This window comes from Bradyrhizobium sp. STM 3566 (assembly GCF_045571445.1).
Classification (GTDB): domain Bacteria; phylum Pseudomonadota; class Alphaproteobacteria; order Rhizobiales; family Xanthobacteraceae; genus Bradyrhizobium; species Bradyrhizobium vignae.
Genome location: NZ_CP120692.1, coordinates 2,790,402 through 2,816,145 on the forward strand (window position 1 = coordinate 2,790,402; position 25,744 = coordinate 2,816,145).

Consider the following 25,744-nt stretch of genomic DNA (forward strand, 5'->3'; position numbering starts at 1 on the left):
CTCAACTGGCGAGCGCGGTCCTCAGCATCTTGGCCAGCTCGGACTTGCGGTACGGTTTTGCCAATAGCAGCACGCCGGAATCCAGCCGGCCGTGATGGACGATGGCGTTTTCGGTGTAGCCCGAGGTGAACAACGTCTTCAGGTCGGGGCGGCGCCGGGCCGCTTCGTCAGCAAGCTGGCGGCCGTTCATGTTGCCGGGCATGATGACGTCGGTGAAGAGCAGGTCGATGGTCTCGTCGCTGTCGATGATCTTGAGCGCCTCGGCGCCGTTGGCGGCCTCGAGCGCGGTATAGCCGAGGCTCTTGACCTGCGTCACGACATACTGCCGCACCAGCGCGTCGTCCTCGACGATCAGGATCTTCTCATTGCCGCCGGTGATGGGCGCGTTCTGGAGCGCCTCGAACTCGGTCTCCTGCACTCCGGTCGAGCGCGGCAGGTAGATCTTCACGCTCGTGCCGTGCCCTTCCTCGCTGTAGATCTTGATGTGGCCGCCCGACTGCTTGACGAAGCCGAACACCATGCTGAGGCCGAGGCCAGTGCCCTTACCGACCTCCTTGGTGGTGAAGAAGGGATCAAAGACCCGGTCGATCAGCTCCGCAGGGATTCCGCTGCCGGTATCGCTGACCGCGATCATCACGTAATTGCCGGCCACGACATCGAGATTCATGCTGGCATAGCCGTCGTCGAGGAAGATGTTGCGGGTCTCCAGCACCAGGGTGCCGCCGTCCGGCATGGCGTCGCGCGCATTCAGCGCGAGATTGAGGATCGCGGTGGACAGCTGGCCCGGATCGACCAGCGTCGGCCAGGCATCCTCGGTGAGCTGCGGCATGATGGCGATCTGCTCGCCGAGGGTGGGATGCAGCAGCTTGGCGGCTTCGAGCACCAGCGCGTTGACGTCGATCTCGCGCGGCTGCAGCGGCTGCTTGCGCGCGAAGGCGAGCAGGTGCCTGGTCAGCTGCGCGCCGCGCTCGGCGGCATCGTCGATCAGCTTGGTGATGGCGGCAAGCTCGGGCCGGTCGGCGACCGCGTCGCTGAGAATGCCGATCGTGCCCGTGATGACGGTCAGCACGTTGTTGAAGTCGTGGGCGACGCCGCCGGTCAACTGGCCGATGGAGTCCATCTTCTGGACCTGCCGGAGCTGCGCTTCGGCGGCCTGCTTGTCGGTGAGGTCACGGCCGATGAAGTAGTGGCGCTTCACCGGCTCCGACCAGGTGCCCATCCAGTTCAGCGTGACCTCGTGACCATCGTAGTGGTAGTAGCGCGCCTCGAAACTGCGCTTGACCGCGCCACGACGGGCTGCGCGCATCTCGTTCCGGGTCTTCTCGAGATCGTCGGGGTGGATGAACTCGGTCGCGCTGTGCCCGACCATGTCCTCGGGGCTGTAGCCGAGGATGTTCTTCACGCTCGGGCTGACCTGGACGAAATTGCCATAGCCGTCGGTGACCAGGATCAGGTCCTGCGATGTCTCGAAGATGCGCTGGCGCTCTTCGGTTTCGCGGCGCAGCTTCTCTCTCGCCTGTTTCTCTTCGGTGATGTCATGGGCGATCTTGGAGACGCCGATGATCTCTCCCGTGTCGGTCCGCAGCGGTGAAATGTTCAGAACGACGTCGAGCGGGCGGCCGTCTTTCCGGAGACGAACCGTCTCGTGCTGGGCGATCGATTCGTTGCTGGCGACCCGGTTGAGAATGCTCCTGACTTCGCTCTTGCGATCCGGCGGCACGATGATGTCGATCGGCTTGCCGACCGCCTCCGCTGCGGAATAGCCGAACAGATGTTCGGCGGCCTTGTTCCAGCCGGTGATGATACCGTCGAGCGTTTTCGTGATGATGGCGTCATTGGACGACTCGACCACTGCGCCGTACAGCGCGAGGCGCTTGCCGTAGTAATCGCGTTCCGAGGCCGATTGCTGGCGCAGCCTCCCGACGAGGCCGACCGTATGCGCCTGAAGGCGGACGTTCTCGATGAGAAGCACCGCGAGCACCAAGGTCGCCGCGGCGAGGCCGTAGAGCCGGCCGGCGTAGAAGCCGAGATCGAAGCGCGCGACGTTGACGATCGCCGACAGCGCGATGTCGAACAGCCAGGCGCACATGACCACCATGAGCCAGACGTCGATCACCGTATGCGGCCTGCGGAACCAGAGCGAGACCAGCGCGGCGAAGCTGAGCGACCACACGAAGGACACGACCCCAATCATGGTCGCCGTGTAGTGACCGTCGCGCAACAGGACCGGCAACAGATCGTGCTGTGCAGTCACGATCCAGGCGAAGACGGCGATCGCGGCGATGACGCCGAGCACGCTGGCTGAAATCGCACTGCTTGCCGGACCGCGAATCTGCGGACCACCGTCCTTGTCCTTCAGCCAGGCGTAACCCATCACGCACAACGGAAAACCGGCATGCCAGATCATGTAGAGCCAGACCGTGGTCTGCCGGCCCGCGCCAAAGAGCCCGCTTGGTGCGAACAGTCCGGGGAAGGTGAGGGCGTGAACCAGGGCGGCAGCGGCGGTGAAGAGATAGCCGGTCGCGAGCCACAGCAGTGCGCGGGTCCGCATGACCGCAAATTGCGACAGCAGCAGCACTGCCGTGACGATGTCGCTTACGGCAAGCGCCGATTGATAACTCGCGACGAAGGCCGGGACCGGCTGCAGCGGGGTACCGGCGAACGGCGCGGCCGCTGCGAACAGGAGGGAGGACACGCCGACAATCGTCAATGCTGCGCTGCGGTCGGTCGAAGTGGCCGGCAGGGTCGAAAGAAATGTGCTTCGGTCGATCGTCGCAGGCACGTCCACCTCTCGCGGGTCCGTCTTGAGCAGGGTCTTGAGCATCTCCGCTGGTCTCATTCGGTCGGCAGTTCCGTCATGGTAGCGGGTTCTGGACGCAGCTTGTGAAGGAACCCGGTTACGACTCAACCAAAGGTTACAGCTTACTTAATTTCGGTGGGAACACGGAATTAGGGCAGGTAAGACGCGCTTTACTGGGACGGTGCCATAATGCCACTCTGCCGCGGCGGGTTCCAGGCTGGATCAGGCGATTTGATCAACATCGGGAGTTGTTCCCAATGCCTCGCGTCCTCATCATCGATGACCAGAAGGGCGTCCGCACGATGATGGCGATGGTGCTTCGGGTCAATCGTTTCGAGGTCGAGGAGGCCGAGAGCGGCGCAGCCGGACTGAAGGCCTTCGCGGAAAGCTCCTTCGACGCGGCGATCGTCGACATCTTCCTCGGCGACGCCAGCGGCGTCGACGTCATTGCGACCCTGCGCGAGCGCGCCCCGGCGCTCCCCGTCATTGCGGTGTCCGGGATGACGGCGCTCGATTTCATGGACCAATCGCCCCTCCTCGCCAACGTAGTCTGCCTGCAAAAGCCGTTTCGGCCGAACGATCTCCTGCAAGCATTGCGGAAGGCCCAGGCCGCGGCCGGCGAGCTGCCCGCAGTCGTCTGATCCCTGCCGCAAGAAGAAACGCCCCGGGGTAAGCCCGGGGCGCGGTGATGATTGAGGGGATTGAGGTCCAGGCCAGCGGCTAGGTGCCGCTGCCCGCGATCTCGGCGTAGCCGCCCTTGGCGTCCCACTTGTAGACGACGTAGTCGATCTGCTTGATGTCGCCCTTGGCGTCATACTCGATCGGGCCGATCACGGTGTCCCACTTGCCGGCCTTCATCGCCGCCATGACCTTCTTGGCGTCGGTGGTGCCCGCCTTCTTGGCCGCCTGCGACCACACCTGCATCGCTGCGTAGGTGTAGAGCGTGTAGCCCTCGGGATCGATGCCCTTCGCCTTGAAAGCCTCGACGATCTTCTTCGCGGTCGGCTTGTTGCGCGGGTCGGGGCCGAAGGTGAACAGCGTGCCCTCGCCGGCAGGGCCGGTGATGGAGGCGTACTCCTTGTCGGCCAGTGCGTCGCCCGCCATCAGCACGGTCTTGAGGCCCTGGTCGCGCATCTGGCGCAGGATCAGGCCGCTCTCCTGATGATAGCCGCCGACATAGACGAGGTCGATGTTGTCGCGCTTCAGGCGCGAGACGATCGCGTTGAAGTCCTTGTCGCCCTTGTTGTAGGACTCGTACATCTTCTCGGTGATGCCGGCCTTGTTGAGTGCCTTCTTGGTCTCGTCGGCAAGACCCTTGCCGTAGGTGGTCTTGTCGTTGAGGATGGCGATGTTCTTGCCCTTGAAGTTCTTGGCGATGTACTGCGCGGCGATCAGGCCCTGCTGATCGTCACGGCCGCAGACGCGAGCCACGTTCCAGAGCTTGCGCTCGGTGAACAGCGGGTTGGTCGAGGCCGGCGTGATCTGGAGCACGTTGCCATCGGCATAGGCTTCCGAGGCCGGGATCGACGATGACGAGCAGTAGTGCCCGGCCACGAACGGGATTTTCGCGCCGGCGATCTTTTCGGCGATCGAGCGCGCCTGCTTGGGGTCGCAAGCGTCGTCTTCGATGGAGAGCGCGAGCTTCTTGCCGTTGAGGCCGCCGGCGGCATTGATATCGGCCACGGCCATCTCGGCGCCGTTCTTCATCTGGCGGCCGAAGGCGGACTCGCCGCCCGTCATCGGGCCTGCGACTGCGACGGTGACATCCTGCGCGAATGCCGCGCTCGACAGCGCGATCGATGCGCCGAATGCCAGACCGATGAGCTTCAGTGATTTCATGAGATACCTCGCGGGTGGTCGCCTGTGGAAGTTGCCGGGAATGCCCGGTTCAAACCGCCGCCATTCTTGAATGAATCCGAGGAGAAGTCACCGGCAAAATACGGGCATTGGCGGAGATATCTCGCCACATTGCGCCGCAGATGGCCGGACTCAGCCGTGCCGGCCGCCTTCCAGATAGGCGGCGCGAATCTCGGGGCGCTGCAGCAGCTCGGCGCCGGTCCCCGCCAGCGTGATCAGGCCATTGACCATGACATAGCCGCGATGGGCGAGCTTGAGCGCATGGTTGGCGTTCTGCTCGACGATCAGGACGGTCAGGCCGTCCTGCCGGTTCAGGGTGCGGATCGCATCGAAAATCTGGCGTGCGATCAGCGGTGCCAGCCCGAGCGAGGGTTCGTCGAGCAGGAGCAGGCGGGGGCGGCTCATCAGCGCGCGGCCGATTGCCAGCATCTGCTGCTCGCCGCCGGACAGGGTTCCACCGCGCTGGGCATAGCGTTCCTTCAGCCGCGGAAACAGCGTGAACACGCGTTGCAGCATCGCCTCGCGTTCGGCATCGCTGCATTCGGTGGAGTCCGCCCCCATCTGAAGGTTCTCCGCAACGCTCATGCGCGGGAAGATGCGGCGGCCTTCCGGCGATTGCGCGATGCGCAAATGCGCAATCTCGTGGGTAGGCACGTCGGTGATGTCGCGGCCTTCGAAGAGGATCTGGCCGGCGCGGGCGCGCGGCTTGCCGAAGATCGTCATCATCAGCGTCGACTTGCCGGCGCCGTTGGCGCCAATCAGGGCTACGATCTCGCCGGCATTGATCTCGACATCGACGCCCTTCAGCGCCTCGATCTTGCCGTAGGCGGCGCGAAGGCCCCGGATCGCGAGCAGGGGAGTGGGCGCCGATGTCACGTCCCACTCTCCATCACGGCTACGGCCTCTTCCTCGTCGGCGCCGAGATAGGCGGCGATCACCTTGGGATCGTCGCGGACCTCGCGCGGCGTGCCTTCCGCGATCTTCACGCCATGGTCCATCACCACGATGTGGTCGGAGATCTGCATCACCACCGACATGTCGTGCTCGATCAGCAGGATCGAGGTGCCGAGCTCGTTCCGGATCGAGAGCAGGAGCTCGCTCAAGGCCGCGCTCTCGCGCGCATTGAGGCCGGCTGCGGGTTCGTCCAGGCACAACAGGGCGGGCTCGGTGCACATTGCGCGCGCGATTTCCAACCGGCGCTGGTCGCCATAGGCGAAATTGCCGGCGGCGTCGTCGGCGCGGTCGAGCAGGTTGACCCGCCTGAGCCAGTCGGTGGCGAGATCGATCGCGCGCTTTTCGGCGTCGCGGTAGCCGGGGGCGCCGACAAGGCCGAGCAAGGTGAAGCCGGAGGCGCGCATCAGCGCGTTGTGCTGCGCCACCATCAGGTTCTCCAGCGCGGTCATGCCGGGAAACAGGCGGATGTTCTGGAACGTGCGCGCCACCTTGGCCTGCTTGGCGATGCGGAAATCGTTCAGCCGCTCCAGCGCGATCACTCTGCCGTCGTCATGGGCGAGGCGAATGGCGCCGCCGCTCGGCTTGTAAAAACCGGTGATGCAGTTGAAGACCGTGGTCTTGCCGGCGCCGTTCGGCCCGATCAGGGCGGTGATCTTCTTCCGCTCGGCGTCGAAGGAGAGGTCCTGCACGGCGACGATGCCGCCGAAGCGCATGGTGAGCCGGTCGACGGTGAGAATCTTGTCGCCGCTCATCCGTGCCCTTCCTTGACGAGGTCGGAGGAGATCGCCTGCGCCTTGGTCAGAAACACCGTCGGCGCGCGATGGCCGATCAGGCCGCGCGGCCGCCAGATCATGATCAGCACCATCGCCATGCCGAACACGAGCATGCGATAGGTCTCGAGGCCGCGGAACAGCTCGAAGCCGCCGATCATGGCGAGCGCGGCGAGTGCGACGCCGAGCTGCGAGCCCATGCCGCCGAGAACGACGATCGCGAGCACCAGCGCCGATTCCTGGAAAGTGAAGGATTCCGGGCTGATGAAGCCCTGGCGGGTGGCGAAGAACGCACCGGCGAAGCCGCCGAACATGGCGCCGGTCGCGAACGCCGTGAGCTTGGTGGTCGTGGTGTTGATGCCGAGCGCGCGGCAGGCGACCTCGTCCTCGCGCAAGGCCTCCCATGCCCGCCCGATCGGCAGGCGGCGCAGGCGGATCGTCACCCAGTTGGTGAGGAGCGCAAGCGCCAGGATCAGGTAGAACAGGAAGACGATGCGGTGGGTCGGCGAGTACTCGATGCCGAGCCTGGCGGCAAACCCTTCATCGCTGTTGTCGAGCGGGATGCCGAAAAAGGTGGGGCGGGGAATGCCGGAGACGCCGTTCGGGCCGCCGGTGAGCTCCTGCCAGTTGATGATGACGAGGCGGATGATCTCGCCGAAGGCGAGCGTCACGATGGCGAGATAGTCGCCGCGCAGGCGCAGCACGGGGAAGCCGAGCAGCACGCCCCAGAACGCGGCGAGGATGCCGGCGAGCGGCAGGCAGATCCAGAACGACCAGCCGAAATTGGTGGCGAGCAGTCCGTAGGAATAGGCACCGACCGCATAAAAGGCGACGTAGCCGAGATCGAGCAGGCCGGCGAGCCCGACCACGACGTTCAAGCCCCAGCCCAGCATCACATAGGTGAGCACGAGGATCGCGAGATCGAGGATGTAGCGCTGGTCATAGAAGATCACGGGCACCAGCAGCGTGAAGATCAGTAGCGCCGGCGTGAGATAGCGGCCGATCAAGGACATGCCGCTCTGCAGTGCTGGCGGCACCAGCTTCTCGGCGCCAGTCGGACCGATCCATTGCCGCAGCAGCTCGATCACGATCGAGCCGCCGAACACGATCGCGACCAGGGAGGCGAGCTCGCCGAATCGGGTCCAGTAGGTGAGCTGGCCGGAGGAGCCTGCCTCGGTGCGGATGCCGACCATCAGCGAGAACAGCACCAGCGCGACGAGGGCGTTGATGAAGGCGGTTTTGAGGAGGGCGAGGATGCCCGTTGCAGGTTTGGCCGTATTGGTCGAGGGAGCTGTCACGCGGCCGGTCCGTCAGACTTTTTCGACTTCGGGACGGCCGAGCAGGCCGGTCGGCATGAAGATCAGCACGACGATCAGGATCGAGAACGCCGCGACGTCCTTGTATTCGACCGAGAAATAGGCCGACCAGAACGTCTCGATCAGGCCGATCGCGAGCCCCCCGAGCATGGCCCCCGGCAGCGAGCCGATGCCGCCGAGCACGGCCGCGGTGAAGGCCTTGATGCCGGCGACGAAGCCCATGAAGAAATCGACAAGGCCGTAATAGAGCAGGTACATCAGGCCCGCGACCGCAGCGAGGGCGGCGCCGATCACGAAAGTCATGGAGATGGTGCGGTCGACGTCGACGCCGAGCAGCGCCGCCATGGTCTGGTCCTGCTCGCAGGCGCGCATGTCGCGCCCGAGCCGGGTGCGCGAGACCAGCCAATTGAAGATCACCAGCAGCACGATTGTGGTGATGACCACCATGATCTGGATGTTGGAGAGCTGGATCACGAACCCATCCGGGCTCTCATGCAATGTGTAGCCGCCGGTGATGAAGGGCGGGATCGGCTTGACGCGGGCGCCTTGCGCAACTTGCGAATAATTGGTCAGAACGAACGACATGCCGATCGCCGACAGCATCGGGGCGAGGCGGAAGGAATGACGCAGTGGCCGGTATGCGATGCGCTCGATGGTCCAGCCATAGAGTGCCGTGATCGCCATCGACACTAGCAGCACGACGAGCAGGATCACGGGAATGGCCGTGAGGCCGAGCGAGATCAGGATCAGGAAGGTGATGAGGGCGATGAAGCCGCCGATCATGAAGATGTCGCCATGGGCGAAGTTGATCATGCCGACGATGCCGTAGACCATCGTGTAGCCGATCGCGATCAGGCCGTAGATCGAGCCGAGCACGAGGCCATTGATGAGCTGCTGGGCGAAATAATCCATAAGCTGCCGTTACCCAAACTTGTCGCGGCTCAAAGGGAGCTCTTGCAGAGTTCTTGGGCCCCGGCAGCCCTTGAGCGTTCTTCCCGTTTTGTAACAGGAGGGAACTGGCGGCCGCAACTGGCCAAGTCTCGGTACAAAGGCTTGTACAGAGATCATTTTGCTCGGGTTCCGGACGTGAACGGAACCGGTTCCGGGGCAACCAAAGTGAGTGCTGGCCGTTATCTTGCCCTGACGTCCAACAAGGGAGTTTCCCCGAATGACGAAGCAGCAGAACCAGAATCCGGGTCAGCAGAGTCAGAACACCGGGCAGCGCAACCCGCAACAGCAGCAGGGTGGCGGCCACAAACCCGGACAGCAGCAGCAGGATCCGATGCGCCAGGGCGATCGTCCCGGCCAGCAGCAGGGCGGCCAGCGCGGTCAGGAATAACGAGCCTGGGAGCCCAGGCGTGAAGGAGGCCCTGCCGAGAGGCGGGGCCTTTTTTTGCGCCTTACTCCATCATTCCGGGGCGGCTCGAAGAGCCGAACCCGGAATCTCGAGATTCCAAGGTGCGCAACTGCGCACCATAGTTCAATGCTGCGCATTGCCCCGGAATGAGGGAGGCCGTGGAGGGCAGTTAAGGTAAACAAAGGGTTTAAATTGCCGCCACAGTCCGATGCGAGTTAGCTCCGGCAAAGCCGCTGCCTTCCGTCGAAGGCCTCGGCAAACCAAGCGGGAAGCGGCATGTTCAGGAATTGGCGGATCGGTTCGGTCAACGGCGCGCTGCTGGCGGTTTATTTCATCCCGGCCTGGGCCCTGGTCGCCTTCAACATCTTCGTTGCACCGGTGCACGGCCTCTACGAGCGGCCGAGCGTCGCCGTGGCGCTCTTCCTGAGCGACCATCTGCAGATGGCGGGGATGGATACGGTGCGTGCCGCCTGGCTGTTGGCGCTCGGACGGCTGACGGTGGTGGCGTTTTTCGCGATCCACCTCGCGCAGCTCTGCGTCGCCCGAACCCGCAAGAACGGCGGCAGCGACGAGGCGCTCGGCATTGCGCTGGCGATCGGCAGCCTGATCTCGTTCGCCAGCATGGTGATGGCCTCGAAGGTCGGCGAGATGGCCGCGCTCCGGCTGCACGCGACCGAGCTGCTGCTTTTGCTCGGTGCCGCCATCGTGGTGGTGATCGAGAAGCCGGCGGCCGCGCCCAAGACGGCAGAGATTGCCGCACCGCTAGGTCTTGAGCAGGCCGAGCTCCTGCACAATCGCTGAGGCTTCCTTGACGGCGTGGTTCACCGCCGGCACGCCGCAATAAATCGCCTGCTGGAGCAGGATCTCCTTGATATCGTCGGGCGTGAAGCCGCCCTCGGCGAGCGCCGCACGCACGTGCAGACGGAATTCGTCCCATTGTCCGAGCGCGACCATGGTGCCGATCACCAGCACCCGTCGCGTGCGCTCGTCGAAATGCGGCCGGGTCCAGATCTCGCCCCAGGCATAGCGCGTGATCAGGTCCTGGAAATCGGTGTTGAAGGCATTGCGGTTCGCGATCGACTTGTCGACCCAGGCATTGCCCAGCACTTTGCGGCGCACGTTCATGCCGGCATCGCGGCGCTTCTGGTCGTCCATGGCGTCCTCCTTTTTCGTCATTGCGAGCGCAGCGAAGCAAATCCAGTCTGTCACCGCGGAGGGATTTTCTGGATTTGCTTCGCTGCGCTCGCAATGACGGCTGTGGCTAGCGCTGCGTCAAAAAGCCCACCACCGCATCCGTGAATGCGTGCGGCTGCTCGACGTTGGAAATGTGCGCGGCGTCGATGATGGTCATGCTGGCGCCGGGAATGTTCGCGCGGATCAGCTCGGCCGCCGAGATCGGCGTCGCCATGTCGTGGCGGCCGGCGATCACCAGCGTCGGGCTCTTGATCTTCGGCAGCAGCGCGCGCTGGTCGAGCGTTGAAAGGGCCTCGCAGCAGGCGAGATAGCCCTCGACGGGAGAGGCCAGCAGCATCGATTTCATCTTCGCAGTGATCTCAGGCTCGCGCTCGCGGAAGTCCTGGGTGAGCCAGCCAGCGATCACGGCATCGGCCACCGCTGCGATTCCGCCCTTCTTCACGGCGTCGATGCGCTCCAGCCATTTGGTCGGCTCTGCGTAATAGCAGGAGGTGTTGGCGAGGATGAGCTTGCCGAACCTTTCAGGGGCGTTGGCGCCCAGCCATTGCCCGACCATGCCGCCCATCGACAGGCCGCACCAATGCACCTTCGCGATGTTGAGGTCGTCGAGGATCGCGAGCACGTCGCGGCCGAATCGCTCCATCGTGTAGGGGCCGGGCGGAACGTTGGACTTGCCATGGCCGCGGCGATCGTATCGGATGACGCGGAACATCTGCGTGAGTGCCTTCATCTGCGGCTCCCACATCTGCAGCGTGCAGCCGAGCGAGTTGGAGAGCATCAGGGTCGGGCCGCCATCGCGGCCTTCAACGGAGACGTTGAGCAGGCAACCGTCGGCATCGATCATGGGCATGGCATGCTCCTCGTCATGCGCGGGCTTGACCCGCGTATCCATCTAAAAAGTGGATCTATCCAGGATGATGGATTGCCCGGTCAAGCCCGGCAATGACATCAGGAGAGATCCAATGAATCCAGCAGCCGGTCGATCAGCGCCTGCGACGCCCCTTGATAGGCCATCGGCTCGAACAATGCCGCAATTTTTTCCGGCGGCAGATGTGCGGTGACCTGCGAATCGCCTGACAGCACCTCGCGCAGATGCTTCTTCTCGGCGACCGCGCGCTTGCTGGCGGCCTCGACCAGATGATGTGCGGCGCTCTTGCCGAGCTTCTCGGCGAGCGCAAAGGTGACCGCCTCGGCCATGATCAGCCCGTGCGTCGCATCGAGATTGCTGCGCATGCGCGCCGCATCGACCTCGAGACCCTCGGCGATGTCGACGATGGCGGCCAGCGCGCCAGAGGTGACCAGCATCAATTGCGGCAGCGTCGGCCATTCCGCGTGCCACGGGCCGGCGCTGCGTTCATGGTCTTGCACCTGCGCGGCGAAAATCGTCGCGGCGAGCTGCGGCGCCATCGTGGCCGCGCCGAGCGCGCTCGCAGCGGCGACCGGGTTGCGCTTGTGCGGCATGGTCGATGAGCCGCCGCGGCCTTCGCCGGCGGGCTCGAACGCTTCGGCGACGTCGGTCTGCATCAGCAGCGAGACATCGCGTGCGATCTTGCCGCAGCTGCCGGCAAGGATTGCCAAGCAGGATGCAGCCTCGGCGATGCGGTCGCGATGGGTATGCCAGGGCGCCTCGGGCAGCGGCAGATCGAGCTCTTGCGCCAGCCGTTCGGCCACCGCGAGCCCGTTGTCCCCGAGCGCGGCGAGCGTGCCGGCGGCACCTCCGAATTGCAGCGCGAGGCCATCGCGGGAGAGTCGCCGCAGGCGGCAGCGCGCACGGGCGAGGCTTGACGCGTATTCCGCCGCCTTCAGCCCGAACGGCATCGGCAGCGCGTGCTGGAGCCAGGTCCGCGCCACCATCGCGGTGTTGCGATGGCTGCGCGCCAGTGCGGCAAAGCCCCTGATGGCGCGGCTGAGGTCGGCGTCCAGCGCCGCGATACCGGCGCGAAGCGTGAGCATGGTTGCGGTGTCGATGACGTCCTGGCTGGTCGCGCCCCAATGCACGTAGCGTGCGGCCTCCGCGTCTTTCTTGCCGACATCGGCGGTCAGCGCCTTGACCAGGGGAATCGCGAGATTGCCCGATCGCGTCGCGGCCTCGGACAGTGCGGCCACGTCGAAGGAATCGGCCTTGCACGCGGCCTCGATCGGGCCGACGGCAGATGCCGGAATCACGGCGGTGGCAGCCTCGGCGCGTGCCAAGGCTGCCTCGAAATCGAGCATGTTCTGCAGGGTAGACCGATCGTCGCAGATCGCGCGCATGGCGGAGCTCGACAGCATCGGCGCGAGCAGGGGGGAAAGAGATGTGCTCATCTTGCGCGCGACCTAATCATCATGGCCCGGCTGTGCCAATCCCCTACCGCCAGTACACGTCTTTTTGCAGTTGCGAATATGCATTGCACGTGACCTGGCGCCGCCCTTTCCTTTGCCGCGTCCCTGCGTTACTTGATCAGCACTATAGTTGCGCGATCCGGGAGGCACCTCATGGCCATGACGATGAACGGCGAAGTCCAGCTTGCAGCGCCGCGCGAAGCCGTGTGGGCCAAGCTCAACGATCCCGAGGTCCTGAAAGCCTGCATCCCCGGCTGCGAGGAGCTCGAGAAGACTGACGACGGCGGCTTTCGCGCGACGGCAAAAATGAAGGTCGGCCCGGTGTCGGCGCGCTTCAAGGGCAAGGTCATGCTGTCCGACCTCGACCCGCCGAACGGCTACAAGATCTCCGGTGAGGGCGAGGGCGGGGTGGCCGGATTCGCCAAGGGCGGCGCGGCGGTCAAGCTCGCCGAGAAGGACGGCGGCACGCTGCTCTCCTACGACGTCGAGGCGCAGATCGGCGGCAAGTTGGCGCAGCTCGGCCAACGCCTCATCAACGGCACCGCCAAGAAACTCGCCGACGAATTTTTCGCGAACTTCGCCAAGGCGGTACAGGGCTGAAACCTATCGCCTTTCGGCATGGCGGCTTGCGTCCGGGGTGATGTTGCCCCAGGCGACAATGGCCCATATGATGGGTTGGAATAATTATAAGAACGGCTTCGACGGGACCCGTCGGGGCTCTGATAGAGAGTGCTTATGGCAAAAATCTCCCTCATCGTGAACGGCAATCCTGTGACGGCCAATGTCGATCCCCGCACGCTTCTGGTGCAGTTCCTGCGCGAGAATCTGCGGCTGACCGGCACCCATGTCGGCTGCGACACCTCGCAGTGCGGCGCCTGTGTCGTGCATCTCGACGGCAAGGCCGTGAAGTCCTGCACCACGCTCGCGGTGATGGCCGATGGTCACGAGGTCAAGACGATCGAGGGACTGGCGGCCGACGGCGCGCCGCTGCATCCGATGCAGGAGGCCTTCCGCGAGCACCACGGCCTGCAATGCGGCTTCTGCACGCCCGGCATGATCATGACTGCGATCGACATCGTGCACCGCAAGGGCCACGAGCTCGACGACCATACAATTCGCGAGGAGCTCGAAGGCAATCTCTGCCGCTGCACCGGCTATCAGAACATCGTCGCTTCGATCTCCGCCGGCGCCAAGGCCATGGCGAAATCCGATCTCGCGTAATGCGCATCCCGCGATCAGGACATTCAGATGTACGAATTCAAATATCATCGCCCTGGGACCGTTCGCCAGGCGGCCAACCTCCTGGTGAAGAACGAAGACGCCAAGGTGATCGCCGGCGGCCACACGCTGATTCCCGTCATGAAGCAGCGCCTCGCAAGCCCGCCGCATCTGGTCGATCTCTCCCACATCGAGGGGCTCAACACGATCGAGATGAAGGGCCGCTCGCTCGTGATCGGCGCCACCGCCAAGCACGCCGACGTCGCGACCTCCGCGATCGTCGGTGAGGCGATCCCCGCGCTGGCGAACCTTGCCGGCGGAATCGGCGATCCCGCCGTGCGTCACAAGGGCACGATCGGCGGCTCGCTCGCCAACAACGATCCGACCGCCGACTATCCGGCCGCGGTGCTCGCGCTCGGGGCCACCATCGTCACCAACAAGCGCCGCCTCAAGGCGGAAGAGTTCTTCCAGGGTCTGTTCACGACGGCGCTGGAAGCCGACGAGATCATCACCAAGGTGATGTTCCCGCTGCCGAAGAAAGCGGCCTATGTCAAATTCCGCAACCAGGCCTCGCGCTACGCGCTGGTCGGCGTGTTCGTGGCGCGGCGTCCTTCGGACGTGCGTGTTGCCGTCACCGGCGCCGGGTCTGAAGGCGTGTTCCGTGTCACCGCATTCGAGGAGGCCCTGAAGAAGCGCTTCGCCTCGAAGGCGCTGGAAGGCATCACGGTGCCGGCGGAAGGCCTCAACAGCGATATCCACGGCAGCGCCGAATACCGCGCACATCTCATTGGTGTTCTGACGCGGCGCGCCGTCGACGCCGCCAATGCCAAGGAATGATGGGCCTCACTCATTGGCCCAAGGCTTGCCCGGTGAGGGCGTAAACGAGACTGGCCTTTCATGACTCTAGCGGCCCTGCCGGCATCGGTCGATGCGATGCTCGAACTCCTGACGTCGCGCGGCTATCTTGCCGAGCGATCGCTGGCGACGGTGACGTATCTGTCGCTGCGGATGGGCCGGCCGCTGTTCCTGGAAGGCGAGGCCGGAGTCGGCAAGACCGAGATCGCAAAGGTGCTCTCGGTGGCGTTGGGGCGGAAGCTGATCCGCCTGCAGTGCTACGAAGGCCTCGACGTCTCCTCCGCGGTCTACGAATGGAACAGCGCGGCGCAGATGATCGCGATCCGGATGGCGGAAGCCGCCGGCGACACCGATCGCGAGCAGCTTTCGAGCGACATCTTCGCCGATCGCTACATGATCAAGCGGCCGCTGCTCCAGGCGCTGGAGCCCGATGTCGCCGGCCCGCCGGTGCTGTTGATCGACGAGCTCGACCGCGCCGACGAGGCGTTCGAAGCCTACCTGCTCGAAATCCTCAGTGACTTCCAGGTGACCATCCCCGAATTCGGCACCGTGAAGGCGCCGTACCCGCCGATCGTCATCATCACCTCCAACCGCACCCGCGAGATCCACGACGCGCTGAAGCGGCGCTGTCTCTATCACTGGGTGGATTATCCTGCCGCCGAGCGCGAGCTTGCGATCGTCAAGACGCGCGTGCCCGGCATCTCCGCAAAGCTGTCGCAGCAGGTGGTGCGCTTCGTCCAGGCACTGCGCAACCAGGACTTCTACAAGTCGCCTGGGGTCGCCGAGACCATCGACTGGGCCACCGCGCTGTCGGAGTTGGATGCCCGCTCGCTCACCCCGCAAGTGGTCGGCGACACGCTGGGCGCGCTGCTCAAGTACCAGGACGACATCACCCGCATGCAGGGCGATACCTTGCAGAAGGTGCTGAAGGAAGCGACGAGCGATTAGGCGTCATTCCGGGGCGCGCGAAGCGCGAACCCGGAATCTCATGCCACAACCTCCGGATTCCGGGCTCGTCGTTTCGCGACGCCCCGGAATGACAGAGCGGGGATAGACCATGGCCATCAACCACCTTGCCCCCGAGCAGACAGGGCAATTCGCCGACAACATCGTCGGCTTCGCCCGCGCGCTGCGTGCGGCCGGCATGCCGGTCGGTCCGGGCGCCGTCATCGATGCCATGAGCGCCCTGCAGGTGATCGACATCGGCAACCGGTCCGATGTCTTCACCACGCTGGAGGCGATCTTCGTCAAGCGCCACGAGCATGCGCTGATTTTCAGCCAAGCCTTCAACCTGTTCTTCCGGGCCTCCGAAGAGTGGAAGCACATGCTGGATTCGGTGCCGCTTCCGGAGCAGGCCAAGAAAAAGCCGCAGGCCGGCGCCCGTCGCGTCCAGGAGGCGATGTTGCAGCCGCGCATGACCGAGACGCCGCAGCACCAGGAGCAGGACCTGCGCCTGTCGGTCTCCGACAAGGAAATCCTTCAGAAAAAGGATTTTGCGCAGATGACCGCGGCGGAGATCACCGAGGCGCTGCACGCCATCGAGCGGATGCACCTGCCGCAGGCCGAGCTGCTGACGCGCCGGCAACGACCCGATCCGCGGGGCCTGCGTCTCGACCTGCGCCGCACGCTGCGCGCCTCCTTGCGGACCGGCGGCGACATCATCGACATCCATCACCTCGGGCGGATCGAGAAGCCGGCGCCGATCGTTGCGCTGCTCGATATCTCGGGCTCGATGAGTGAGTACACCCGCCTGTTCCTGCATTTCCTGCATGCCATCACCGATGCACGAAAACGCGTCTCGGTGTTCCTGTTCGGCACGCGGCTGACCAACGTTACCCGCGCGCTGCGCCAGCGCGACCCCGACGAGGCGCTGGCGAGTTGCTCGGCCGCAGTCGAGGACTGGGCAGGCGGTACGCGGATCTCGGCCTCGCTGCACAACTTCAACAAATTGTGGGCCCGGCGCGTGCTGAGCCAGGGTGCCATCGTGCTCTTGATCTCCGACGGGCTGGAGCGGGAGGCCGATTCCAAGCTCGCCTTCGAGATGGACCGGCTGCACCGGTCCTGCCGGCGGCTGATCTGGCTCAACCCGCTGCTGCGGTTCGGCGGCTTCGAGGCCAAGGCCCAGGGCATCAAAATGATGCTTCCCCACGTTGACGAATTCCGCCCGGTACATAATTTGAGTTCGATCCAGGAGCTGATCACGACGCTCTCCCAGCCGCTGCCGCCGCATCACCGCAGCCTGATCCGCTCCGCAGCTTGAGAGGCGCCCCATGCTTGATCGCGACGAGGACATTCTGAAGGCGGCGGAGGACTGGCAGAAGGCCGGCCGTGGCGTCGCGCTCGCCACCGTCGTCGAGACCTGGGGCTCGGCCCCGCGCCCGGCGGGCTCTAGCCTCGTCATCAATGACGAGGGCACCTTCCTCGGCTCCGTCTCCGGCGGCTGCGTCGAAGGCGCCGTGGTCACCGAGGCTATGGACGTGATCGAGAGCGGCAAGCCGAAAATGCTTGAGTTCGGCGTCGCCGATGAGACCGCCTGGAATGTCGGGCTGTCCTGCGGCGGCACCATCCGAGTCTTCGTCGAGAAGGTTGGCTAGCCGTGAAGCTCGCAATCCTGCACGAACTCAACGCCGAGCGCGCCGCGCGCCGGCCCGTGATCCTCGTCACCGACACCGAGACCGGTGAGCAGCGTCTGGTGAAGGCCGCAGACTTTGCCAAGGACCCGCTAGGGGCCGAACTGGAGAAGCAGCTTCGCATGGGCAAGAGCGCCAATGTCGAGGCCGGCGGCAAGAAGCTGTTCCTGAATGTCTACGCGCCGACCGCAAAGCTCGTGATCGTCGGTGCGGTTCATATCAGCCAGGCATTGGCGCCGCTGGCGCGCTCGCTCGGCTATGACGTCACCGTCGTCGATCCCCGCACGGCCTTTGCGAGCCCTGAGCGCTTTCCCGACATTCCCCTGATCGCCGAATGGCCCGACACCGCGCTGCCGCCGCTCAATGTCGACGCCTATACGGCGTTCGTCGCGGTGACGCACGATCCCAAGATCGACGACCCCGCGCTGCTGCACGCCTTCGAGCGCAACTGCTTCTACATCGGCGCGCTCGGCTCGCGGAAAACGCATGCCAAGCGGGCCGATCGGTTGCGGGCGCAGGGCGCGAAGGAAAGCGACATCGCGCGCATCCACGCGCCCATTGGTCTTGCGATCGGCGCGGTCTCGCCATCCGAGATCGCGGTCGCGATCATGGCCGAGATTACGGCGGTGCTCCGCCTGCCTCCCAAAGAGAGAGAACAAGCGGCATGAAGTTCGGACCAGCGAGCCCCAGGGATGCGATCGGCGGGGTGACCGTCCACACCCTGCGTCAGGGACCGCTGGTGCTGAAGAAGGGCACGACGATCGGTCCGGCCGAGGTCGAAGCGCTGGAGCGCGCCGGCATCAAGGACATCGTCGTGGTGCGCATGGAGGAGGGCGACGTCTCCGAGGACGTTGCGGCCGCGAGCATCGCGCTTGCGGTCGGCGGCGAGGGCATCCATGTCGAGCGCGCCTTCACCGGCCGTGCCAATCTGTTCGCCGCGCGGCCGGGCGTGCTGGTGGTCGACCGCGCCGCGGTCGACCGCATCAACAATGTCGACGAGGCCATCACCTTTGCCACGCTCACCGCTTTCAAGCCGGTGGTCGAGGGCGAGATGGTCGGCACCGTCAAGATCATCCCGTTCGGCGTCGAGGGACGTTTGCGCGATGCCGCCGTGCAGGCCGCCGGCAAGGACGTGCTGAAGGTCGGGCCTTACGTGATCAAGCGCGTCGGCGTGGTCTCGACGCTGCTGCCGGGCCTCTCCTCCAAGGTGATCGACAAAACCCTGCGCGTCACCGCCGAGCGGCTCGCGCCGGCCGGCGCCAGCATCGTTGGCGAGCGGCGTGTCCCGCACGAGAAGCAGGCGCTGTCGGCAGCGATCAATGAGGTGCTGGGCCTGGGCGCGGAGCTCGTGATCGTATTCGGTGCATCCGCGATCGCCGATCGCCGCGACGTGATTCCGGCGGCCGTCACCGGCATCGGCGGCGAGATCGAGCATTTCGGCATGCCGGTCGATCCCGGCAATCTGTTGCTGATCGCCCGCGCCGGCAATGTGCCGGTGCTCGGCGCGCCAGGCTGCGCGCGCTCGCCGGTCGAGAACGGGTTCGACTGGGTGTTGATGCGGCTGCTCGCCGGCATCAAGGTGACGCGGTCCGAGCTGATGGGCATGGGTGTCGGCGGTCTTCTGATGGAGATCGTGACGCGGCCGCAGCCGCGCGCCAAGCCCGAGACCGAGGGCAACAGTCAGGTCGCGGCCATCGTGCTCGCGGCGGGCCGCTCGACGCGGATGGGCGGACCGAACAAGCTGCTCGCCGAGCTCGACGGCAAGAAGCTGGTGCGCCTTGCGACCGAGCAGGCGCTGGCCTCCAAAGCATCCGAAGTGATCGTCGTCACCGGTCACCAGGCCGAGCTGGTCGAGCAGGCGCTGCAAGGGTTGAAGGTGAAGTTCGTCCGTAATCCGGATTTCGCCGGCGGCATCGCCGGCTCGGTCAAGGCCGGCGTCGCCGCCGTGCCCGAGAGCTGCGACGGCGCGGTGGTGTGCCTCGGCGACATGCCGCTGATCGATGCAGGGCTGATCGATCGTCTCATCGACGGTTTTGCGCCGGACCGCGGCAATCTCATCGTCGTGCCCGTCAGCGAAGGCCGCCGCGGCAATCCCGTGCTGTGGTCGCGCCGCTTCTTCAAGGAGTTGATGACGCTCGACGGCGACGTCGGCGCGAGGCATTTGATCGCCAAGCATGCGGAGGCAGTCGCCGAAGTGCCGGTTGATGGCGAGAGCGCCTTCCTCGACATCGACACGCCGCAGGCGCTGGAAGCGGCCCGACGGGGATGACGTGTCGTAGGAGCGTAGGAGTGGCAAAGCGAAGCGTGCCCACCCTTTTCGATTTCGGTGGAGATAAATGGTGGGCACGGCGCTTCGCGCTTTTGCGCACTCTACCGCAGCTCCTAGCCTTCCGTTTTCAACTCCCCGTTCACCATCTGGAAACGACCGCCGCTTAGAGTTCTCCACCTGCCTTGGGGGGAGGGGTTTTCCATGGCTTCGAATGTCGTCGCGCGCCGTTGCGCGATGTTTTTCTTTGCGCTGTCGGTTTGTGTTTCCGGCGCCCGTTACATTACCGAAGCCCATGCGGCCGGTGCATTCGCCGTCGGCAAGTGTGGTGCCTATGGCCAGGCCTATGACTACAGCGCCGAGCACGAGGCGCGCGCCGCGGCGCAGAAGCAGTGCAAGGGCGATTGCACGACGGTGACGATGAAGCGTGCGTGCGCGGCGATGTCGGTCGATATGACAAACCCTTGCGGCGCTTACGGCTATGCCGTCAAGCCCAAGATCTCCGCCTCGCTCAATGCCGCCACACGCGAATGCTATAAATACGGCGGCAAGGAATGCGTGATCCGCGCCTGGGCCTGCGACGCCAAGGGTTGATTTTCTGCTCCGTCATTCCGGGACCTCGCGGAGCGACGAACCCGGAATCTCGTGCGATAATCTCCAGATTCCGGGTCTGCGCTTTAAGGCGCATCCCGGAATGACAATTTGTGGAGACATGCATGCAGTTCGACACCAAGATCGCCGTCGTGATCCGCACTGATCTTCAGGCCTGGCAGAAGCTCAACGTTGCGGCCTTTCTCACCAGCGGCATCGCGGCTGCGTTTCCCGAATGCGTCGGCGAGCCCTATGAGGACGCCTCGGGCACGGCATATCACGCGCTGATTGGCCAGCCGATCCTGATCTACGGCGCCGACGGTCCTGCCTTGTCGCGCGCGCTCGACCGTGCGCTCACACGCAACGTCAAGCCGGCCGTCTACACTGAAGACATGTTCAAGACCACGCATGACGCCGCCAACCGCGAGGCGGTGAGGGCGGTGGCGCGAAACGAGCTCAATCTCGTCGGTCTCGCCGTTCGTGCCGAGCGCAAGGTGATCGACAAGATCGTCGACGGCCTCAGGTTCCATGGCTGAGGCGGCCGCGGCGCCGCCATCGCCATGTCACGATGGCGCGAGCGCTTGCGTAGCGGTTTGTCTCTAATCAAGGGTGCGCGGCGAGTTGCCGCTAGAGGCCAAGCCCGGCGAATGGGCGGTGATTTCCGGCGTCGGTCGTCACTCCCTCGCTGCTCACCCCGGCGGCATCCCCTCGAACTTCGGCAAGTCCGGGTCGAGACGATCCCAGCCATGCCCGCGCGCTGCGTAGGTCACCGCCTGCGGCTTGTAGCGGGCGGGCTCGTCGAGGCTCGCGGCGCGGATGGTGAAGATGTCGGGCATCGCGGCGAAGGTCATATAGACGGGCAGGCCGCACTGCGGACAGAAGCCGCGCGTCTTCACGTTGCCGCTGTCGCCGACCATGTCCCAGTGCGTCGCCTCGCCGCTCAGCGTGACGCCGGCGCGCGCGAAGGTCGCGAAGGAGCCGTGGCCGCTGCCGCTCTCCCGCTGGCAGTCCCGGCACTGGCAGTGATTGCTGAACAGCGGCTCACCGACAATCGAATAGCGGATCGCGCCGCAGGCGCAGCCGCCGGTATAGGGCTTGTCCATCGTGATATCTCCCACTCACTTTTCGCCGCTGATCTCGTCGAGCTGACGGACGACCTTCTTCCAGCCGCCGCTCATGATTGTGTAGGCCGACTCGTTCCTGGGCAGGACGAAGCCCGCATGGACCAGGCGGAGCCGCGTGCCGGCTTCGACCGGGGTGAGGGACCACGTCACGACGGTGTCGAGCGGCGCGCCGTAACCGGTGTTGAGCTCATGGCCGCCTTTCCAGGCATAGACGAGACGCCTGAAAGCCACGACCTCGAGAACCCGGCAATGGATCACGCCGTCCCAGTTGCCGCCTGGGGTCGTCTGGAACGTGAAGGCTTTGCCTTCGACGGCTTCAAAGCCGGTCGGCTGCATCAGCCAGCGCGCGATCAATTGCGCGCTGGTCAGCGCCTTCCAGATCGTCTCCGGTGCATGAGGGAGCACCTCGTCGATGACGATGTCCTTTGTTTCGGCTTTCGACGCGGCAGTACTCACGGATCGATCTCCTTCAACAGGTCACGCAGGTTCTGGAAGCGCTCGCGCCAGAAGACGCCGTAGTGATCCATCCAGGTCACCAGCGGCTCGAGTCCCTGCGGCGCGGCGCGGTAATAGACATTGCGGCCCTCTGCACGCTCGGCGACGAGACCGGCCTGCTTGAGAGACTTCAGGTGCTGCGAAATCGCGCCCTGAGTGACGCCGCTGCCGCGCGTCAGCTCGGCGACGCTGATCTCCTTGCTCTCGAACACGCGCTCGAACACGGCGCGGCGGGTGGGATCGGCGAGGGCGCGCATCACGCTGGTGACGGGGTTTGGAGTGGCTTGGATCATGGCCTCAAATTAGCGATCACTAATGCATTAGTCAATACTAATTTGTCCGCGAAGCGGGGGAGCGCCTTTTGCAGACTTGACTATGACTGACCAGTCAGTCATAAATGTCGAATGACGAAGAAGCCGACCAAAGCCGCCTTGCCCTCTGCGGCCTCCCACGCGAACGGCCCTGAGGCTGCTGGCCCCGACGCGGCGCCTGCCTCGAACCGCGCCGCGCGCGCGGCGGAGCGGCGTGCGGCGATCGTGGAAGCGGCGATGGACGAATTCATCGCGCGCGGGTTTGCGGCGACGCGCCTTGACGACATTGCCAAGCGCGCCGGCGTGGCAAAGGGCACGATCTACCTGCACTTCAAGGACAAGGAATCGATGTTCGAGGAGCTGGTGCGCATCGTCATCGTCCCCGTGGTCGCGCGATTGACTACGCTGCCGCCGCCGGCAGGCTCGGTGCGCGACCTGATCGAGGCGTTCGCCGGTAACTTCCTGAAGGAGGTGATCGGCACGAGGCGCGGCGATCTGGTGCGCCTGATCGTGGCAGAGGGGCCGCGCTTTCCCTCGGTCGCCGACTTCTACTACCGCGAGGTGGTCTCGCGTGGGATCGCCGCCATGCGCGCGCTGATCGAGCTCGGTATTGCCCGCGGCGAGATCCGCGAAAAGGATCTTGCTCGCTATCCGCAGATCCTGGTCGCGCCTGCGATGATCGCGGTGATCTGGCAGAGCCTGTTTGCGCGGCATGCGCCGCTCGATGCGCAGGAGATGCTGCGCGTTCATCTGGATTTGATTTTTGGCGAACGGAGGACGACATGAGGTCGTCGCAAGCAATTTTCAGTCTTGCATTGACGATCGTCCTCGCGGCCGGGCTGGCCGGCTGCAACGAGCAGCGCGATCCCGGCTTCCAGGGCTGGGTCGAGGCCGACATGATCTTCGTCAGCCCGGACGAAGCCGGCCGGGTGATCAAGCTCAATGTCCGCGAGGGCGACGAGGTCAAGGTCGGCGATCACCTCTATTCCGTCGATGACGACCTCCAGCTTGCCGATCTCAACCAGAACAAGGCGACGCTGGCGAATGCGCAGCAGACCTATGACCGGGCCGCCTCACTGAGCAAGACCGGCGCGGGTACGCAGGCCAATCTGGACTCCGCCGTTTCGGCTTTGCGGGTGGCGCAAGCGCGGGTGGCGACGTCGGAGACGCGCTTGGCGCGGCGCAAGGGCTTCGCGCCGGTCGCCGGCACCGTCCAGCAGATCTATTTCCGCGAGGGCGAGATGGTCGCGGCGCAGCGGCCGGTGCTCTCGATCATGCCGCCGGGCAACATGAAACTGCGCTTCTTCGTGCCGGAGACCGAGCTGTCCAAGCTTGCGATCGGGGATACGGTGCGCGTCTCTTGCGACAATTGCGCCGCCGATCTCACCGCAAAGATCTATTTCATCGCGACCTCGGCGGAATACACTCCGCCCGTCATCTACAGCCTCGATGAGCGCAACAAGCTGGTCTACCTCATCCAGGCGCGGCCCTCGCGGCCTGACGCCTTGCGGGTCGGACAGCCGATCGATGTCCATCTCAATCCAAAGACCCCGGTGGCGGACAAGCGATGAGCAACGGCAACGGCATCGCCATCGACGTCAAGGGCCTGACCAAATCGTTCGGCGGCCGCGAGGTCGTGCACGATCTGTCGATGCAGGTGAAGCGCGGCTCGATCTACGGCTTCCTCGGACCCAACGGCTCGGGCAAGACCACGACCATCCGCATTATTTGCGGGCTGCTCACGCCGGACAGCGGCGAGGGCACCTGCCTCGGCTACGACATCCGCCGCGATGCCGAGAAGATCAAGCGCCAGGTCGGCTACATGACCCAGCGCTTCAGCTTGTACCAGGACCTCTCGGTGCGCGAGAACCTCGAATTCGTCGCGCGGCTCTATGGCCTCGCTGATGCGCGCGGCGCCGCACGTGACATGATCACGCGGCTCGGGCTCTCGGGGCGCGAGGATCAGCTTGCAGGCGAGCTCTCCGGCGGCTGGAAGCAGCGGCTGGCACTCGGGGCCTGCACGCTGCCCAACCCACAATTGTTGCTGCTCGACGAGCCGACCGCCGGCGTCGATCCCAAGGCGCGGCGCGATTTCTGGAACGAGATCCACGCACTCGCCGCCGACGGTCTCACGGTGCTGGTCTCGACCCACTACATGGACGAGGCCGAGCGCTGCCACGAGATCGCTTACATCGCCTACGGTCATCTCCTGACGCACGGCACCGTGGAGGAGGTGATCGCGAAGTCGGCGCTCACGACCTACACCGTCACAGGCGAGGATTTGAACGGGCTCGGGGCCGCGCTCACCGGCAAGCCGGGCGTCGACATGGTGGCGCCGTTCGGCACCTCGCTGCACGTCTCCGGCCGCGACGTCGCGGCGCTCGAAGACAGCATCGCGTCTTGGCGCAAGAAGGGTGGGCTGCACTGGCAGAAGTCGCAACCCTCGCTCGAAGACGTGTTTATCGAGCTGATGGGGCGCTCCAAGGATAATTTCCAATGAGCGTGGTTGATCTTCCAGCTCCAGCCCGGGAAATTCGCGAGCGCTTCGGCTTCCTGCGGCGCTCCTATGCGATGCTGATCAAGGAGTTCATCCAACTCAGGCGCGACCGCGTTTCCTTCGCGATGATCGTGATGTTGCCTGTGATGCAGCTCATGCTGTTCGGCTATGCCATCAACACCACGCCGCATCATCTGCCGAGTGCCGTGCTGCTCCAGGAGGATTCTGATCTCACCCGCTCGATTCTGAAGGCCCTGGAGAACACAGCCTACTTCCGCTTTCTCTACGAAGTGCACGACGTCGACGATTTCGACAACCTGCTGAAATCCGGCAAGGTGCTGTTCGGCGTCGAGATCCCGCGCGGCTTCGAGCGGGCGGTGCGGCGCGGCGACAGGCCGGCGCTGCTGGTCGCCGCCGATGCCACCGATCCGGTTGCGGCGAGCGCGGCGCTCGGCTCGCTCGGCATGGTCGTGCAGACCGCGCTCAAGCACGATCTCTTCATCGGCGATCCTCCGGAGATGCCGTTCGAGATCCGCGCGCATGCCCGCTACAATCCGGCCGCGGCCTCCAGCCTCAACATCGTGCCGGGCCTGGTCGGTACCATTTTGACCATGACCATGCTGATCTTCACCGCACTGTCGGTCACGCGCGAGGTCGAGCGCGGCACCATGGAGAGCCTGTTGTCGATGCCGATCAAGCCGGTCGAGGTGATGTTCGGCAAGATCGTGCCTTACGTGCTGGTCGGCTTCGTCCAGGCCTTCCTGATCATCGGCATCGGCGTCGGTCTGTTCGGCGTGCCCGTGCTCGGAAACCTCGTCCTGCTGGCGCTGCTCTCGACGCTGTTCATCACCACCAATCTGTCGATCGGCTATACGATCTCGACGGTGGTGCAGAACCAGCTCCAGGCCATGCAAATGTCGATGATGTTCTTCCTGCCGAGCATTCTTCTGTCCGGATTCATGTTCCCGTTCGCGGGCATGCCGACCTGGGCGCAGTATGTCGGCGAATGCCTGCCGCTGACCCATTATCTGCGCATCGTCCGCGCCATCATGCTGAAGGGCGCGACCATGCAGAATTTGCGCTTCGATACGCTGGCGCTGACGGCCCTGATGCTGCTCGCCATGACCATCGCCGTGACGCGCTTCCGCCGCACGCTGGATTGAGGCAAACTGGCCTTGATGTCATCC

General features: G+C 64.8%; 29 protein-coding genes. 17 read left to right on the plus strand and 12 right to left on the minus strand.

Annotation, left to right across the window (positions count from 1 at the left end; all coding sequences use genetic code 11):
- Position 1: 1 nt before the first annotated feature.
- A complete protein-coding gene (locus P6U27_RS13200) occupies positions 2–2,824 on the minus strand; it encodes a PAS domain S-box protein (RefSeq protein ID WP_407194172.1) in 2,823 nt (940 codons plus the stop codon).
- Between the two features lie 233 nt (positions 2,825–3,057).
- Here P6U27_RS13200 and P6U27_RS13205 point away from each other — a divergent pair, with 233 nt between their 5' ends.
- A complete protein-coding gene (locus tag P6U27_RS13205) occupies positions 3,058–3,441 on the plus strand; it encodes a response regulator (protein WP_122402520.1) in 384 nt (127 codons plus the stop codon).
- Positions 3,442–3,520: 79 nt separating this feature from the next.
- Here P6U27_RS13205 and P6U27_RS13210 read toward each other — a convergent pair whose 3' ends face one another.
- From P6U27_RS13210 to P6U27_RS13230, 5 genes are all read right to left on the minus strand, one after another.
- The gene (locus P6U27_RS13210; RefSeq protein WP_122402521.1) at positions 3,521–4,639 is read right to left on the minus strand and encodes a branched-chain amino acid ABC transporter substrate-binding protein; all 1,119 of its coding nucleotides are present in this window, start codon (positions 4,637–4,639) and stop codon (positions 3,521–3,523) included.
- Positions 4,640–4,789: 150 nt separating this feature from the next.
- On the minus strand, positions 4,790–5,533 hold the full coding sequence (locus P6U27_RS13215; RefSeq protein ID WP_122402522.1) for an ABC transporter ATP-binding protein: 744 nt from the start codon (positions 5,531–5,533) through the stop codon (positions 4,790–4,792).
- Positions 5,530–6,363, minus strand: coding sequence for an ABC transporter ATP-binding protein (locus P6U27_RS13220; RefSeq protein ID WP_407194173.1), 834 nt, complete (start codon positions 6,361–6,363; stop codon positions 5,530–5,532). The genes P6U27_RS13215 and P6U27_RS13220 overlap by 4 nt, the downstream gene beginning before the upstream one ends.
- Positions 6,360–7,679: a high-affinity branched-chain amino acid ABC transporter permease LivM gene (gene livM / locus P6U27_RS13225; RefSeq protein WP_122402524.1), complete on the minus strand. Its 1,320-nt coding sequence runs from the start codon at positions 7,677–7,679 to the stop codon at positions 6,360–6,362. The genes P6U27_RS13220 and livM overlap by 4 nt, the downstream gene beginning before the upstream one ends.
- A gap of 12 nt (positions 7,680–7,691) precedes the next feature.
- Positions 7,692–8,609 (minus strand): ABC transporter permease subunit, encoded by a 918-nt coding sequence (locus P6U27_RS13230; RefSeq protein ID WP_122402525.1) that lies wholly within the window; start codon positions 8,607–8,609, stop codon positions 7,692–7,694.
- A 256-nt stretch (positions 8,610–8,865) separates the two neighbouring features.
- Here P6U27_RS13230 and P6U27_RS13235 point away from each other — a divergent pair, with 256 nt between their 5' ends.
- Both P6U27_RS13235 and P6U27_RS13240 read left to right on the plus strand, forming a co-directional pair.
- Positions 8,866–9,036, plus strand: a complete 171-nt coding sequence (locus P6U27_RS13235; RefSeq protein WP_407194174.1) for a hypothetical protein — start codon at positions 8,866–8,868, stop codon at positions 9,034–9,036.
- Between the two features lie 294 nt (positions 9,037–9,330).
- The gene (locus P6U27_RS13240; protein ID WP_122402526.1) at positions 9,331–9,855 is read left to right on the plus strand and encodes a hypothetical protein; all 525 of its coding nucleotides are present in this window, start codon (positions 9,331–9,333) and stop codon (positions 9,853–9,855) included.
- Here the strand turns inward: P6U27_RS13240 and P6U27_RS13245 are convergent.
- The 3 genes from P6U27_RS13245 to P6U27_RS13255 all read right to left on the minus strand — a co-directional run bounded on the left by P6U27_RS13245 (position 9,817) and on the right by P6U27_RS13255 (position 12,552).
- Positions 9,817–10,209 carry a carboxymuconolactone decarboxylase family protein gene (locus P6U27_RS13245; protein ID WP_122406583.1) on the minus strand — a complete coding sequence of 131 codons (393 nt, stop codon included), beginning with the start codon at positions 10,207–10,209 and terminating at the stop codon, positions 9,817–9,819. The genes P6U27_RS13240 and P6U27_RS13245 overlap by 39 nt on opposite strands.
- A gap of 106 nt (positions 10,210–10,315) precedes the next feature.
- A complete protein-coding gene (gene pcaD, locus P6U27_RS13250; RefSeq protein WP_122406584.1) occupies positions 10,316–11,098 on the minus strand; it encodes a 3-oxoadipate enol-lactonase in 783 nt (260 codons plus the stop codon).
- Positions 11,099–11,196: 98 nt separating this feature from the next.
- Positions 11,197–12,552 (minus strand): 3-carboxy-cis,cis-muconate cycloisomerase, encoded by a 1,356-nt coding sequence (locus tag P6U27_RS13255; RefSeq protein WP_122402527.1) that lies wholly within the window; start codon positions 12,550–12,552, stop codon positions 11,197–11,199.
- Between the two features lie 171 nt (positions 12,553–12,723).
- On the opposite strand from P6U27_RS13255, the gene P6U27_RS13260 reads away from it, so the two are divergent.
- From P6U27_RS13260 to P6U27_RS13305, 10 genes are all read left to right on the plus strand, one after another.
- Positions 12,724–13,170 (plus strand): carbon monoxide dehydrogenase subunit G, encoded by a 447-nt coding sequence (locus tag P6U27_RS13260; RefSeq protein WP_018645847.1) that lies wholly within the window; start codon positions 12,724–12,726, stop codon positions 13,168–13,170.
- A 135-nt stretch (positions 13,171–13,305) separates the two neighbouring features.
- Positions 13,306–13,791 carry a (2Fe-2S)-binding protein gene (locus P6U27_RS13265; protein ID WP_014494194.1) on the plus strand — a complete coding sequence of 162 codons (486 nt, stop codon included), beginning with the start codon at positions 13,306–13,308 and terminating at the stop codon, positions 13,789–13,791.
- A gap of 27 nt (positions 13,792–13,818) precedes the next feature.
- Entirely contained in the window at positions 13,819–14,625 is an 807-nt protein-coding gene (locus P6U27_RS13270) for a xanthine dehydrogenase family protein subunit M (protein WP_122402528.1), read from the plus strand.
- 60 nt (positions 14,626–14,685) lie between these two features.
- A complete protein-coding gene (locus P6U27_RS13275; RefSeq protein WP_122402529.1) occupies positions 14,686–15,591 on the plus strand; it encodes a MoxR family ATPase in 906 nt (301 codons plus the stop codon).
- Positions 15,592–15,700: 109 nt separating this feature from the next.
- Positions 15,701–16,903, plus strand: coding sequence for a VWA domain-containing protein (locus tag P6U27_RS13280; protein WP_122402530.1), 1,203 nt, complete (start codon positions 15,701–15,703; stop codon positions 16,901–16,903).
- Between the two features lie 10 nt (positions 16,904–16,913).
- Entirely contained in the window at positions 16,914–17,237 is a 324-nt protein-coding gene (locus tag P6U27_RS13285) for an XdhC family protein (protein ID WP_008564652.1), read from the plus strand.
- Between the two features lie 2 nt (positions 17,238–17,239).
- Positions 17,240–17,941, plus strand: coding sequence for an XdhC family protein (locus P6U27_RS13290; RefSeq protein WP_122402531.1), 702 nt, complete (start codon positions 17,240–17,242; stop codon positions 17,939–17,941).
- Complete coding sequence (locus P6U27_RS13295) at positions 17,938–19,542, plus strand: NTP transferase domain-containing protein (protein ID WP_122402532.1); 1,605 nt, start codon at positions 17,938–17,940, stop codon at positions 19,540–19,542. The genes P6U27_RS13290 and P6U27_RS13295 overlap by 4 nt, the downstream gene beginning before the upstream one ends.
- A gap of 201 nt (positions 19,543–19,743) precedes the next feature.
- Positions 19,744–20,133 (plus strand): DUF4189 domain-containing protein, encoded by a 390-nt coding sequence (locus P6U27_RS13300; RefSeq protein WP_122402533.1) that lies wholly within the window; start codon positions 19,744–19,746, stop codon positions 20,131–20,133.
- A gap of 122 nt (positions 20,134–20,255) precedes the next feature.
- Complete coding sequence (locus tag P6U27_RS13305) at positions 20,256–20,666, plus strand: DUF2000 family protein (protein WP_122402534.1); 411 nt, start codon at positions 20,256–20,258, stop codon at positions 20,664–20,666.
- A gap of 153 nt (positions 20,667–20,819) precedes the next feature.
- Here the strand turns inward: P6U27_RS13305 and P6U27_RS13310 are convergent, their stop codons facing one another.
- Genes P6U27_RS13310 through P6U27_RS13320 form a run of 3 tightly spaced genes read right to left on the minus strand, consistent with a single transcriptional unit; the run spans position 20,820 to position 22,042 of the window.
- Positions 20,820–21,233 (minus strand): GFA family protein, encoded by a 414-nt coding sequence (locus tag P6U27_RS13310; protein WP_122402535.1) that lies wholly within the window; start codon positions 21,231–21,233, stop codon positions 20,820–20,822.
- A 15-nt stretch (positions 21,234–21,248) separates the two neighbouring features.
- Positions 21,249–21,710: an SRPBCC domain-containing protein gene (locus tag P6U27_RS13315; RefSeq protein WP_122402536.1), complete on the minus strand. Its 462-nt coding sequence runs from the start codon at positions 21,708–21,710 to the stop codon at positions 21,249–21,251.
- Positions 21,707–22,042: a helix-turn-helix transcriptional regulator gene (locus P6U27_RS13320; RefSeq protein ID WP_122402537.1), complete on the minus strand. Its 336-nt coding sequence runs from the start codon at positions 22,040–22,042 to the stop codon at positions 21,707–21,709. The genes P6U27_RS13315 and P6U27_RS13320 overlap by 4 nt, the downstream gene beginning before the upstream one ends.
- A gap of 111 nt (positions 22,043–22,153) precedes the next feature.
- Between P6U27_RS13320 and P6U27_RS13325 the strand changes: the two genes are divergently transcribed.
- From P6U27_RS13325 to P6U27_RS13340, 4 genes are read left to right on the plus strand one after another with little or no spacing between them, the layout of a single operon-like run.
- On the plus strand, positions 22,154–22,846 hold the full coding sequence (locus P6U27_RS13325; protein WP_122402538.1) for a TetR/AcrR family transcriptional regulator: 693 nt from the start codon (positions 22,154–22,156) through the stop codon (positions 22,844–22,846).
- Entirely contained in the window at positions 22,843–23,631 is a 789-nt protein-coding gene (locus tag P6U27_RS13330; protein ID WP_407194175.1) for an HlyD family secretion protein, read from the plus strand. Before P6U27_RS13325 ends, P6U27_RS13330 begins: the two co-directional genes overlap by 4 nt.
- Positions 23,628–24,560: an ABC transporter ATP-binding protein gene (locus P6U27_RS13335; protein ID WP_209295213.1), complete on the plus strand. Its 933-nt coding sequence runs from the start codon at positions 23,628–23,630 to the stop codon at positions 24,558–24,560. Before P6U27_RS13330 ends, P6U27_RS13335 begins: the two co-directional genes overlap by 4 nt.
- The gene (locus P6U27_RS13340; RefSeq protein WP_122402541.1) at positions 24,557–25,720 is read left to right on the plus strand and encodes an ABC transporter permease; all 1,164 of its coding nucleotides are present in this window, start codon (positions 24,557–24,559) and stop codon (positions 25,718–25,720) included. Before P6U27_RS13335 ends, P6U27_RS13340 begins: the two co-directional genes overlap by 4 nt.
- Positions 25,721–25,744: the final 24 nt, after the last annotated feature.

What these genes read in the sequence shown, in the direction of transcription:
- P6U27_RS13265 (WP_014494194.1), top strand. Translation starts at nt 13,306, where the DNA reads ATGGCAAAAATCTCCCTCATCGTGAACGGCAATCCTGTGACGGCCAAT.
- P6U27_RS13270 (WP_122402528.1), top strand. Translation starts at nt 13,819, where the DNA reads ATGTACGAATTCAAATATCATCGCCCTGGGACCGTTCGCCAGGCGGCC.
- P6U27_RS13260 (WP_018645847.1), top strand. Translation starts at nt 12,724, where the DNA reads ATGGCCATGACGATGAACGGCGAAGTCCAGCTTGCAGCGCCGCGCGAA.
- P6U27_RS13245 (WP_122406583.1), bottom strand. Translation starts at nt 10,209, where the DNA reads ATGGACGACCAGAAGCGCCGCGATGCCGGCATGAACGTGCGCCGCAAA.
- P6U27_RS13340 (WP_122402541.1), top strand. Translation starts at nt 24,557, where the DNA reads ATGAGCGTGGTTGATCTTCCAGCTCCAGCCCGGGAAATTCGCGAGCGC.
- P6U27_RS13320 (WP_122402537.1), bottom strand. Translation starts at nt 22,042, where the DNA reads ATGATCCAAGCCACTCCAAACCCCGTCACCAGCGTGATGCGCGCCCTC.
- P6U27_RS13325 (WP_122402538.1), top strand. Translation starts at nt 22,154, where the DNA reads ATGACGAAGAAGCCGACCAAAGCCGCCTTGCCCTCTGCGGCCTCCCAC.
- P6U27_RS13305 (WP_122402534.1), top strand. Translation starts at nt 20,256, where the DNA reads ATGCAGTTCGACACCAAGATCGCCGTCGTGATCCGCACTGATCTTCAG.
- P6U27_RS13280 (WP_122402530.1), top strand. Translation starts at nt 15,701, where the DNA reads ATGGCCATCAACCACCTTGCCCCCGAGCAGACAGGGCAATTCGCCGAC.
- P6U27_RS13200 (WP_407194172.1), bottom strand. Translation starts at nt 2,824, where the DNA reads ATGCTCAAGACCCTGCTCAAGACGGACCCGCGAGAGGTGGACGTGCCT.
- P6U27_RS13285 (WP_008564652.1), top strand. Translation starts at nt 16,914, where the DNA reads ATGCTTGATCGCGACGAGGACATTCTGAAGGCGGCGGAGGACTGGCAG.
- pcaD (WP_122406584.1), bottom strand. Translation starts at nt 11,098, where the DNA reads ATGCCCATGATCGATGCCGACGGTTGCCTGCTCAACGTCTCCGTTGAA.
- P6U27_RS13220 (WP_407194173.1), bottom strand. Translation starts at nt 6,363, where the DNA reads ATGAGCGGCGACAAGATTCTCACCGTCGACCGGCTCACCATGCGCTTC.
- P6U27_RS13240 (WP_122402526.1), top strand. Translation starts at nt 9,331, where the DNA reads ATGTTCAGGAATTGGCGGATCGGTTCGGTCAACGGCGCGCTGCTGGCG.
- P6U27_RS13275 (WP_122402529.1), top strand. Translation starts at nt 14,686, where the DNA reads ATGACTCTAGCGGCCCTGCCGGCATCGGTCGATGCGATGCTCGAACTC.
- P6U27_RS13205 (WP_122402520.1), top strand. Translation starts at nt 3,058, where the DNA reads ATGCCTCGCGTCCTCATCATCGATGACCAGAAGGGCGTCCGCACGATG.
- P6U27_RS13335 (WP_209295213.1), top strand. Translation starts at nt 23,628, where the DNA reads ATGAGCAACGGCAACGGCATCGCCATCGACGTCAAGGGCCTGACCAAA.
- P6U27_RS13210 (WP_122402521.1), bottom strand. Translation starts at nt 4,639, where the DNA reads ATGAAATCACTGAAGCTCATCGGTCTGGCATTCGGCGCATCGATCGCG.
- P6U27_RS13235 (WP_407194174.1), top strand. Translation starts at nt 8,866, where the DNA reads ATGACGAAGCAGCAGAACCAGAATCCGGGTCAGCAGAGTCAGAACACC.
- P6U27_RS13230 (WP_122402525.1), bottom strand. Translation starts at nt 8,609, where the DNA reads ATGGATTATTTCGCCCAGCAGCTCATCAATGGCCTCGTGCTCGGCTCG.
- P6U27_RS13330 (WP_407194175.1), top strand. Translation starts at nt 22,843, where the DNA reads ATGAGGTCGTCGCAAGCAATTTTCAGTCTTGCATTGACGATCGTCCTC.
- P6U27_RS13310 (WP_122402535.1), bottom strand. Translation starts at nt 21,233, where the DNA reads ATGGACAAGCCCTATACCGGCGGCTGCGCCTGCGGCGCGATCCGCTAT.
- P6U27_RS13295 (WP_122402532.1), top strand. Translation starts at nt 17,938, where the DNA reads ATGAAGTTCGGACCAGCGAGCCCCAGGGATGCGATCGGCGGGGTGACC.
- P6U27_RS13255 (WP_122402527.1), bottom strand. Translation starts at nt 12,552, where the DNA reads ATGAGCACATCTCTTTCCCCCCTGCTCGCGCCGATGCTGTCGAGCTCC.
- P6U27_RS13300 (WP_122402533.1), top strand. Translation starts at nt 19,744, where the DNA reads ATGGCTTCGAATGTCGTCGCGCGCCGTTGCGCGATGTTTTTCTTTGCG.